The following is an 11,499-nucleotide window of genomic DNA, read 5'->3' as shown; positions in this document are numbered from 1 at the left end:
GCCATGGATCTCAACGAACTGAGAAATCTCGATTTTCAGACGATTGGCCTGACCTCGCTGGGAACGCGACTGGTCATCTTCGCCTTCGTTTTCGTGCTGATCGTTGGCGGGGTGGTGTATTTCGACACCATGCCGCAGAAGGAGTTGCTCGAGCGCGAACAGCGGGAAGAGCGATCGCTCCTGCAGACCGTCGACCAGAAACAGCGCCTGGCAGCCAACCTCGAGGCCTACCAGGCCCAGATCAAGGAAATGGAGACCCGTTTCGGCGAGTTGCTGCGCCAGTTGCCGAACAAGCGCGAGGCGGAAAACCTGATCGACAACGTCGCCCAGACCTCGCTCTCCAACGGGCTGAAAAACGAGCAGATCCGTCCCGGCGGTGAGGTCAAGCACGACTTCTATGCCGAGATGACCTATCACCTGTCGCTGCGCGGCACCTACCGTGAACTGACGCAATTCATCAGCGACACGGCCAACCTGCCGCGGATCGTCACCCTGCACAACCCGGCGATGAAGCCGCGTGACGCCAGCACCGCGGACGATGCGGACAGCCCGCGCGAACTGACGATGGGCATCCAGGCGAAGACCTACCGGTATCTCGAAAGCGGCGAGCAAGGAGGCGGTCAATGAACATGGATCACAAGCGAACCGGCCTGACCCGGCTGGGCTTGATCGGCTCGGGGCTCGTTCTGATCGGCGTCGTCAGTGGCTGCGCCCAGGACATGACCGATCTCAAGCAGAAGGTCGCCGAGCTGGAGGCCCGCCCGGGCGGCAAGATCGAGCCGATCCCGGAAATGAAACCCTTGCCCAAGTACGCCTACAGCGTGCCCGAAGAGGCGCGGACGCCGTTCATGCCAATGACGCAAGACGACATCGACGACTCGGATGGTCTCAAGCCGGATGTCGATCGTCCCAAGGAACCGCTGGAGCAGTTCCCGCTGGATGCACTCGCGATGCGCGGCATCATCACTCGTCAGGGCAATACCTACGCCCTGATCCGCGATGGCAACGGCGTCATTCACGAGGTAATGCTGGGTGACCACATGGGTCGCAACTACGGCGAAGTCATGGAGATCGGTGAGACCAGCGTCACGCTGGAGGAAGTCGTACCCGATGGACAGGGTGGCTGGAGAAAACAGACAACGGTCGTCAAGTCTCAGAGCGGCCGGAGCTAAATGATGGGAAGCAGCGATATGGACAACCTCAAGAAACCTTCACGCCTGAGCACCGGACTGCGTCGAGGGCTTGGCCTCCCAGCGATCACCATGGCCGCCGCTCTGGCTCCATGCCTGGCACTGGCCGGCGATCTCGACGAGATCACCTACGACCGCACCAGCGACGGCACGGTCCAAGTGCACTTCAGCCTCTCCGAGCCGCTGGCCGGCGAGCCGGGTAGCTTCAAGATCGACAACCCGGCGCGTGTCGCGGTCGACCTGCCGGACGTCGACAACCAGACCGGCAGCCGCCAGACGGAGATCGGCCTGGGTGCGGTGAAATCGGTCATGCTCGCCGAGGCCAACGGCAAGACCCGCGCGGTCTTCAACCTCGACCAATCGGTGCCCTACTCCATCGACCAAAACGGCAACCGCGTAACGGTCTCCTTTGACCAGGTGCGCCAGGCCACGACCACCGAGAGCGGGCTGGCCGTGACCACCCCGGGCAGCTCCGAGGCCACGGCCATGGACGCCGGCCAGCCGATCGACTTCCGCCGCGCCTCCAGCGGCGCCGGTCGCCTGCTGCTCGATGTCGGCAGCACCGAGGCACCGATGGACATCCGCCGCCAGGGCAGCCAGATCGTCGTGCGTCTGCCCGGCACCCGCATCGAGGAAGGCGGCTACAACGTCAACGACTTCGCCACCCCGGTCGAACGCGTCGATGTCCGCCGCGAAGGCAACGGCAGCCGGGTGACCCTCAAGACCAAGGATGCCGGCGAACACCTGGCCTACCAGACCGGCAACCGTCTGGTCATCGAGGTCCAGCCGATCCCCGAGGAAGAGCAACGCACCTCGCTGGGCAAGAAGGAATACACCGGCGAGCGCCTGACCCTGAAGTTCCAGGACATCCAGGTCCGCCCGCTGCTGCAACTGATTGCCGATTTCACCGGCAACAACATCGTGGTCAGCGACACCGTCCAGGGCTCGATCAGCCTGCGACTGGAAAACGTGCCCTGGGACCAGGCCCTCGACCTGATCATGACCACGAAGGGCCTTTCCTCACGCGAGAACGGCAACGTGATCTACGTCGCGCCCACCGACGAGATCGCCGCCCGCGACAAGGCCGAGCTGGCCGCCCGCGAGCAGGCCCAGCAGCTGGCACCGCTGATCACCGACATCGTCCAGATCAACTACGCCAAGGCCGACGACATCGCGGCCCTGGTGCGCCAGAGTTCCGGACTGGGCGAGAGTTCGGGCGAAAAGAAGAGCGACGGCAACTTCCTCAGCCGCCGCGGCTCGATCACGGTCGACTCGCGCACCAACAACCTGATCGTGACCGACACCGCCGAGGCGCTCGATCGCGTTCGTGGCCTGATCGAGCAGGTTGACCGTCCGGTCAAGCAGGTGTTGATCGAGACCCGCATCGTGATCGCCACCGACAACTTCTCGCGCGAACTGGGCGTTCGCTGGGGCTTGCAAGGCGGCTTTGACCGCGGCGGACAGCGCGTTGGCTTTGGGGGTGGTGCTTACGACGGCAGCGACGCGCCCAGTTTCCCGATCGATACGGGCGACGGCACTCTGAACAGCACCACGTTCGCGGCCCAAGACAGCTGGATGGTCAACACCCCGATCAGCGGCGATCCGACCGGCTCGCTGGGGCTGGCCATCCTCGGCTCGAACGTGCTCTTGAACCTCGAGCTCCAGGCCATGCAGAGCGAGGGCACCGGCAAGATCGTCTCCAACCCGAAGGTAATCACCACCAACGGCCACAAGGCGACCATCTCGCAGGGCGTGGAGATCCCCTACCAGTCCCAGACGGCCTCGGGCGGTGGCGCCATCGCCAACATCGAGTTCAAGGAAGCCCTGCTCAAGACCGAGGTCACGCCGCAGATCACGCCCAATGACATGGTGATCATGGACATCCTGGTGATGAAGGAAGAGCCGGACTACACCCGCGCGATCAATGGTGAGCCGCCGATCAACACCCGCGAGGTGCAGACCAAGGTGCAGGTGCAGAACGGCCAGACCGTGGTGCTGGGCGGCATCTACGAGTTCGAGAACGTCACCCAGCTGGAGAAAGTGCCGTTCTTCGGTGACCTGCCGGGTATCGGCAACCTGTTCAAGAACCGGCTGCGCGATGACTCGCGGTTCGAATTGCTGATCTTCGTCACGCCGAAGATCGTCGATCGCGACAACCTGGCGAACCACAACCGTGGCGTGCTGATCAATAACTGATCAGACCGCTGAGTGGATAAAACCAACCCCGCTTCGGCGGGGTTTTTCGTGTCCCCTGTCGGTATAATCGGATCACATGCGCAATATCATCCTGATCGGCCCGATGGGGGCCGGAAAGACCACCATCGGCCGGATCCTGGCCAACCGCCTGGACTGGCAGTTTCACGACTCCGACCGCGAAATCGAGAAACGCACCGGCGCGAGCATTCCGCTGATCTTCGATATCGAAGGCGAAGCGGGCTTCCGTGAGCGGGAACACGACATGCTCGCCAGCCTGACCGCGGGCCAGGGCATGGTGCTCGCCAGCGGCGGTGGCGCGGTTCTGCGAGCGGACAACCGGGAACTGCTGCGGAAAAACGGCCTGGTCGTCTACCTGTACACCTCGGTCGAACGCCAGTTCGAACGGACCCAGCACGACACCCAGCGACCGCTACTGCAGAACGGCGACCGAAAGGCGACACTGCGGCGGCTGATGGACGAGCGCGACCCGCTCTACCGGGAAACCGCCCACGTGGTGCTGGAGACCGGCGGCCAGACCCCGCGGGCGATGGCCGACCGCATCCTCGCCGCAAGCCGGCAGAGCGGGCTCGACGCCGACGACAACCAGACGGGTTGATGTAGACTTCCCAAGGCGGCCCCACGAGGCCGTCGATATCCGACGAAATGCAGCCGACAGGGCACCGATCATGCACGATCCCGCCGCTCCCAACTCGCAGCCCACCACCGTCAATGTGGACCTGGGTGAGCGCAGCTACCCGATCTTCATCGGCGCCGGACTGATCGATGGCGAACAGATCGCCCGTTTCGTTCCCTCCTCGCGGGCGGTGATCGTCAGCAACACCACGGTCGCCCCGCTGTACGCCGAGCGACTGACACAGGCACTGGAGGCGGCCGACAAGCGCGTCGACCTGATCGCCCTGCCCGACGGCGAGCAATACAAGAATCTCGAAATACTCGAGCGCATCTACGATTTCCTGATGGAAAAGCAGGTGGATCGCAAGACCACCCTGATCGCCCTGGGCGGCGGGGTGATCGGCGACATCACCGGCTTTGCCGCGGCGAGCTTCCAACGCGGCGTGCCCTTCATCCAGGTGCCGACCACCCTGCTCGCCCAGGTCGACAGCTCCGTGGGCGGCAAGACCGGCGTCAACCACCCGCGCGGCAAGAACATGATCGGCGCGTTCTATCAGCCGCGCTGCGTGCTGGCCGACACCGCCAGCCTCGACACACTGCCCGATCGCGAGCTCTCGGCGGGGCTGGCCGAGGTGATCAAGTACGGGCTGCTCTGGGACGAGGATTTCCTCGACTGGATCGAGAGCAACATCGGCGCGCTGCGCCAGCGTGACCGCGCCGCACTCACCGAGGCGATCCGCCAATCGTGCCTGATCAAGGCCGAGATCGTCCGCCAGGACGAGCGCGAGGGCGGCATTCGCGCCCTGCTCAACCTGGGCCACACCTTCGGCCACGCCATCGAGGCCGGCATGGGGTACGGGCATTGGCTGCACGGCGAGGCGGTCGGTGCGGGCATGTGCATGGCGGCCGACCTGTCCCGCCGCCTCGGCCTGATCGACACGCCCACGGTCCAGCGCATCGAAACCTTGGTCGAATCGGCGGGTCTACCCACCCGGGCCCCGGCCGAGCTCTCCACCGACCGCCTGCGGGAGTTGATGGACAGCGACAAGAAGGTCGAGGATGGTCGACTGCGACTCGTCCTGCTGGGCCGGCTCGGCCAGGCACGCCTGGTGGACCGGGTGGCGGACGAGGACATTCGCGCCACCATCGAGGCCACGCGGGCCGCCGACTGAACACTGATTGATTCCCGACTCAAGCAACGAAGGATGCTGCCATGACCGAAGCGACGGAACACGCCCTGGAACAGGCCGAACGAATCGTCCAGTACGCCAAGTACTCCGACCGGTTCATGGTCGTCGAGGGGGAATCGGCCGCCGAGCGCCGCGCCTTCGTCAAGCTGATCGGCCAGAAACTGCCCCGCCAGGTCCGCCCGGCCGTCTTGCGTGCCGACAGCGGCAACGGCTCCGCCGCCCTGATCGACCAGCTGAGCACCATGCTGCATCTGTCCGCCGGGATCGAAACGATCGACCAGTTGATCAGCGCCGCCACCGCCACGCTCGAGGGCCAGGAGCGACTGCTGATCGTGGTGGAAAACGCCGACCACTGGCTGGCATCAGACGCCGCCGACGCCCTGTTCGACCTGATCACCCAGTCGCACGAACTGGCACGCGAACGCATCCTCTTTCTCCTGGTCGGCGCCGCCGGCCTGTGTGAACAGGCGGAAACGGCCCAACCGCTGGCCGGCCTGGTCGCCGATCTGCATTGCGCCCAGTTGCTCGGCAGCACGCAAGCGGCCGCGGCGGCACCAGCGGCCGCCGCGGGCACCCCGGATAGCGCCGCCGCGGCCGCCACGACAACCTCCTCAGCCCCGCCGACAGACAACCAGCCTTCCCGGCCGGCGCCGGCAAGTCGCCCGCTCTGGGCCAGCCCGACCCTGCTGATTGCCGCAGTCATCAGCGTTGCCGTTGTCGCCATTGGGGTGTTCGCCCTGCTCGGCCGGTCGGAGGCCCCCACGCCCTCGACCACCGAGAAGGCGATCGCCCTGAACGAGTCAAGCGAGCAATCCGCCGCGCGAGCGTCGGCCGACGCCCAGGGCGCCGAGGAGCAAACAGCGAACGAGGGGGCCGACAGCGAGACACCTAGCGGCACCGACATCGCCTCCGAGAAAGCGGCGGACACCGAGGCCAAAACCGCCGCACCGGTCGACCACGGCCTGCCGCCGCATGTCCCATTCCCGGAGGAAAGCACGGGCGAGAGCAGTGCGCCTGCCACCGCGGACGCCGCCGCCTCCGACAGCAATGCCACCGAATCGACCGACGGCAGCGAGACGTCCAGCAGCGACGCCACCGGACAAGAGGCCGATGCCGCGACGACCCCCGTCACGGAAGAGGCCCGTGGCACCGCCGCGTCCACGCCACCGGCGGACGTCGACAACGCCTGGTTCCGCGACCAGCCACGGGCCCGGGCCGCCATCCAGTTGGCCGCCTTCGGCAACCTCGATGGCGCCGAGTCAATGATCGAGCGTTTCGCAACCGACGCCCAGCCGCGTGATCAGTGGCGCATCTACACCCAGGCCATCAACGGCAAGATCCTCTACACGGTGACCTTCGGCGACTTCGCCTCGGCCGAACGAGCCGAGCACGCCATCGACTCCCTGCCGACCGCGCTGCGCGACCTCAAGCCTTACCCGCGCTCGATCGGGGCGATTCAGGATCGACTCATCGACGCCACTGATTAAGGGACCTCGCGGCCCGGCCGCCAGGCAATCCGCGCCCCACCCGCCTCCGTCGCGTCATCCGCCTGACCCGAGGCGGTGACGCGCGGATTTGTCGATTTGCCTGAATCCCCCGGGGCCGGTAAAATTCCGGCCCATTTTGCCCAAATCCCCCGGATACGGGCGCACATCGAACCACGGTCGGCACCTGGACTGAAGGCGCGCTGTCAGAGCGCGCCGACGAGACGGCCGGGCCGCCAAGCCGAGGGCGGGATGAGCGTCGCTCGCCCGGCAAGCCGGAAGAATCCAAGAGGTTGCGCAACTCATGAGCCAAGCCCCCACCCAAGGTCTGTACCACCCGAGTTTCGAGAAAGAGAACTGCGGCTTCGGCCTGATCGCCCACATGGACGACCACGCCAGCCACGGCCTGGTATCGACCGCGATCGGTGCGCTGGCTCGCATGACTCACCGCGGCGGCATTTCCGCCGACGGCAAGTCGGGCGACGGCTGCGGCCTGTTGCTGAAAAAACCCGATGGCTTCTTCCGTCAGGCGGCAAGCGCTCAAGGCATTGACCTGCCCGAGACCTATGCCGTAGGCGTGGTGTTCTTCTCCCGTGACGAGGCCAAGCGCGAGCGCGCCCGCGAAGCACTGATCGGCGCGATCGCCGAACAGGGGCTCAACCTCGCCGGCTGGCGCACCGTGCCGACCGACCCGTCGGTGCTGGGCGAGATGTCGGCCGAGAAGCGCCCGGAGATCGAGCACCTGTTCATCACCCCGGCCGAGGGCATGGACGAGAGCCAGTTCAACGCCGCCCTGTTCGTCGCGCGCCGGGATACCGAGAACCTGATCCACGACGATCCGGACTTCTACATCCCGTCGCTCGCGAGCCAGGTCATCTCCTACAAGGGCCTGCTGATGCCCGAGGACCTGCCGCGCTTCTACAAGGATCTCAACGATCCTCAGCTGGAGTCCTCGCAGGCGGTCTTCCACCAGCGTTTCTCGACCAACACCTTCCCGGAATGGAAGCTTGCCCAGCCGTTCCGCTATCTGGCCCACAACGGCGAGATCAACACCATCCGCGGCAACCGCAACTGGGCGCTGGCGCGCGCGGCCAAGTTCTCCTCGCCGCTGATCCCGGACATGAACCGCATCCAGCCGCTGGTCAACACCACCGGCTCGGACTCGTCCTCCATGGACAACATGCTCGAGGTACTGATCACCGGCGGGCTGGACATGATCCACGCCATGCGCCTGATCGTGCCGCCGGCCTGGCAGAACGTCGAGCACATGGATGCCGACCTGCGCGCCTTCTACGAATTCAACTCCCTGCACATGGAGCCGTGGGACGGCCCGGCCGGCATCGTCATGACCGACGGCCGCTTTGTCGCCTGCGCCATGGACCGCAACGGCCTGCGCCCGGCCCGCTGGGTGATCACCAAGGACCGCCACATCACGCTCGCCTCCGAGATCGGCGTCTGGGACTACGATCCGGCCGACGTGGTTCAGAAGGGCCGCGTGCGCCCGGGCCAGATGGTCGCGGTCGACACCGCCGAGGGCAAGCTGCTGCTGCCGCCGGAAATCGATGGCCAGCTCAAGACCCGCAAGCCCTACCGCCAGTGGCTGCGTGAACAGTCCGTGCGCCTGAAGAACTCGATCACCGACGAGGAAGTCCTGTCGCGCGAGCCGATGGACGACGACACGGTCCGCACCTACGAGAAGGCCTTCCTGCTCTCATTCGAGGAGCGCGACCAGGTCATTCGCGTGCTGGCCGAGAATGGCCAGGAGGCGATCGGCTCGATGGGCGACGACACGCCGATGGCCGTGCTCTCGCAGACCCAGCGCTCGCTGTTCGACTACTTCCGTCAGCAATTCGCCCAGGTGACCAACCCGCCGATCGATCCGTTGCGCGAGGCGGTGGTCATGTCGCTCGAGACCCTGATCGGCCGGGAACGCAACGTCTTCGAGGAAACCCCGGAGCACGCCCACCGCGTGCAGCTGGAAAGTCCGATCCTGACGCCGGCTCGCTTCGAGGCCCTGACCAAACTGGCCGACAAGGAATTCTCCTCGCAGCGCATCGAACTCAACTACGCCCCGGACGAGGGCCTGGAAGCGGCCGTCCGTCGCATTACCGACGAGGCCGTCGCCGCCATCCAGGGCGAGCACACCGTACTGGTACTCTCCGACCGGAACATCGCCGCCGATCGCCTGCCGGTCCACGCCCTGCTCGCCACCGGCGCGGTCCATCATCGCCTGATCCGCGAAGGCCTGCGCACCGATGCCAACATCGTCGTCGAAACCGCCACCGCGCGTGATTCGCACCAAAACGCGGTGCTGATCGGCTACGGCGCGACCGCGGTGTTCCCGTATCTGGCCTTCGAGTCGATCAACGACATGCGTCGCCGCAACCAGATCGACGTCAAGCAGGCCGACAAGCTGGCCGGCAACTACGTCAAGGGCATCAACAAGGGCCTGAAGAAGATCCTGTCGAAGATGGGCATCTCCTCGGTCGCCAGCTACCGCGGCGCCCAGTTGTTCGAGATCATCGGCCTGGCCGACGAGGTCGTCGACCTGTGCTTCAAGGACACCACCAGCCGCGTGGCCGGCGCGAGCTTCGTCGATCTGGAGGCCGACCAGAAGATCCTGATCAAGGAGGCCTTCACCAAGCGCAAGCTGCCGCGCCAGGGTGGCCTGTTGAAGTACATCGACGGCGGCGAGTACCACGCCTACAACCCGGACGTGGTCCAGACGCTGCAAAAGGCGGTCAAGGAAGACGACTACACGGCCTGGGAGGAATACGCCGCCCACGTCAACGAGCGCCCGGTGGCGGCCTTCCGCGACATGTTCCACCTCAAGGAGAATGTCTCGCCGATCCCGCTGGACGAGGTCGAGCCGATCGAGTCGATCGTCTCGCGCTTTGACTCGGCCGGCATGAGCCTGGGCGCGCTTTCCCCCGAGGCGCACGAAACCATCGCCGAGGCGATGAACCGCCTGGGCGCGCGTTCGAATTCCGGTGAGGGCGGCGAGGACCCGGCGCGTTTCAACACGCCGAAGATGAGCAAGATCAAGCAGATCGCGTCGGGGCGCTTCGGCGTCACGCCGCACTACCTGGTCAACGCCGAGGTACTGCAGGTCAAGATCGCCCAGGGCGCCAAGCCCGGCGAAGGCGGTCAATTGCCGGGCCACAAGGTCGACGAGTTCATCGGCAAGCTGCGTTACGCCCGTCCGGGCGTGGCGCTGATCTCGCCCCCGCCGCACCACGACATCTACTCGATCGAGGATCTGGCCCAGCTGATCTTCGATCTGAAGCAGACCAACCCGCAGGCGCTGGTCTCGGTCAAGCTGGTCTCCGAGCCGGGCGTGGGCACCGTCGCCGCCGGCGTGGCCAAGGCCTACGCGGACCTGATCACCATCTCGGGCTATGACGGCGGCACCGGCGCGAGCCCGCTGACCTCGGTCAAGTACGCCGGCAGCCCGTGGGAGCTGGGCCTGACCGAGGCTCACCAGACCCTGCGCGCCAACGACCTGCGCGACAAGGTCCGCCTGCAGACCGACGGCGGTCTCAAGACCGGCCTGGACGTGGTCAAGGCGGCCATCCTGGGCGCGGAAAGCTTCGGCTTCGGCACCGGCCCGATGATCGCGATCGGCTGCAAGTTCCTGCGCATCTGCCACCTGAATAACTGCGCCACCGGCGTCGCCACCCAGAACAAGGTGCTGCGCCTGGAGCACTTCAAGGGCGAAGTCGACAAGCTGGTCAACTACTTCCGCTTTATCGCCGAAGAAGCGCGCCACCTGATGGCGAGCGTCGGCGTGCGCTCGATCGAGGAGCTGATCGGTCGCACCGACCTGTTCGAGATGCGCGAGCCGGCCACCGACAAGCAGCGCCACCTGGACCTGTCCAAGCTGCTCTCGGATGCGGGCATGACCTCGGATACGCCCAACTGCTGCGTCGCGCCGCAAAACGACCCGCACGACAAGGGTCTGCTGGCCGAGAAGATCGTCAAGGAGGTCATGCCGGCGATCGAGGGCAAGACCGGCGGCGAGTACAGCTACCCGATCCGCAACACCGATCGCTCGATCGGCGCGCGGGTCTCGGGCGAGATCGCCCGCCGCCACGGCAACCAGGGCATGAACGATCACCCGATCAAGCTTAAGTTCACCGGCATTGCCGGGCAGAGCTTCGGCGTATTCAACGCCGGCGGCCTGCACTTGGAGCTCGAGGGCGATGCCAACGACTACGTCGGCAAGGGCATGGCCGGCGGCGAGATCGTCATCTACCCGCCCAATGGCAGCACCTTTGCCACCTCGGAAACCCCGATCATCGGCAACACCTGCCTGTACGGGGCGACCAACGGCAAGCTGTTCGCGGCCGGCCAGGCCGGCGAGCGCTTCGCCGTGCGCAACTCCGGCGCCCAGGCGGTGATCGAGGGCTGTGGCGACCATGGCTGCGAGTACATGACCGGCGGCGTCGTCACCATCCTCGGCTCGACCGGCATCAACTTCGGTGCCGGCATGACCGGCGGCTTCGCCTACGTCCTCGACGAGACGAAGGACTTCGTCGATCGCTACAACCACGAGCTGGTCGACATCCACCGCCTGCAGGCCGCCGAACTCGAGCCGCACCGCCAGCACCTGCGCTCGATCATCGAGGAGCATGCGCGGCGCACCGGCAGCGCCCGAGCGAAGGAGATCCTGGCAGACTTCGACGCCTACCTGCAGCGCTTCTGGCTGGTCAAGCCCAAGGCGATGGAGATCGGTGACCTGCTCGACCTGCTCAACAAGGCGGCGTAAACCGATGCGCGGGCCCGCTATGGCTCGAAGCATCGTCA

At 65.8% G+C, this 11,499-nt stretch carries 7 protein-coding genes; all 7 read left to right on the top strand.

Annotation, left to right across the window (positions count from 1 at the left end; translation table 11 throughout):
- The first annotated feature begins 3 nt into the window (after positions 1 to 3).
- The 7 genes from SR882_RS02885 (at position 4) to gltB (ending at position 11,461) form a co-directional block, all read left to right on the top strand.
- The gene (locus SR882_RS02885) at positions 4 to 627 is read left to right on the top strand and encodes a type IV pilus inner membrane component PilO (RefSeq protein WP_322521850.1); all 624 of its coding nucleotides are present in this window, start codon (positions 4 to 6) and stop codon (positions 625 to 627) included.
- A complete protein-coding gene (locus SR882_RS02880; protein ID WP_322521849.1) occupies positions 624 to 1,172 on the top strand; it encodes a pilus assembly protein PilP in 549 nt (182 codons plus the stop codon). Before SR882_RS02885 ends, SR882_RS02880 begins: the two co-directional genes overlap by 4 nt.
- 3 nt (positions 1,173 to 1,175) lie before the next feature.
- Positions 1,176 to 3,386: a type IV pilus secretin PilQ gene (gene pilQ, locus SR882_RS02875; RefSeq protein WP_322521848.1), complete on the top strand. Its 2,211-nt coding sequence runs from the start codon at positions 1,176 to 1,178 to the stop codon at positions 3,384 to 3,386.
- A gap of 76 nt (positions 3,387 to 3,462) precedes the next feature.
- Positions 3,463 to 4,002 (top strand): shikimate kinase AroK, encoded by a 540-nt coding sequence (aroK, locus tag SR882_RS02870; protein ID WP_322521847.1) that lies wholly within the window; start codon positions 3,463 to 3,465, stop codon positions 4,000 to 4,002.
- Positions 4,003 to 4,072: 70 nt separating this feature from the next.
- On the top strand, positions 4,073 to 5,191 hold the full coding sequence (gene aroB / locus SR882_RS02865) for a 3-dehydroquinate synthase (RefSeq protein ID WP_322521846.1): 1,119 nt from the start codon (positions 4,073 to 4,075) through the stop codon (positions 5,189 to 5,191).
- A gap of 41 nt (positions 5,192 to 5,232) precedes the next feature.
- Positions 5,233 to 6,696: an SPOR domain-containing protein gene (locus SR882_RS02860; RefSeq protein WP_322521845.1), complete on the top strand. Its 1,464-nt coding sequence runs from the start codon at positions 5,233 to 5,235 to the stop codon at positions 6,694 to 6,696.
- Between the two features lie 301 nt (positions 6,697 to 6,997).
- On the top strand, positions 6,998 to 11,461 hold the full coding sequence (gltB, locus tag SR882_RS02855) for a glutamate synthase large subunit (RefSeq protein WP_322521844.1): 4,464 nt from the start codon (positions 6,998 to 7,000) through the stop codon (positions 11,459 to 11,461).
- Positions 11,462 to 11,499 lie beyond the last annotated feature (38 nt).

The sequence above is a fragment of the Guyparkeria halophila genome (assembly GCF_034479635.1).
GTDB classification, from domain to species: Bacteria; Pseudomonadota; Gammaproteobacteria; order Halothiobacillales; family Halothiobacillaceae; genus Guyparkeria; species Guyparkeria halophila.
The sequence above is the reverse complement of the archived record's forward strand: the minus strand, read 5'-3'. Positions and strand labels throughout refer to the sequence as shown.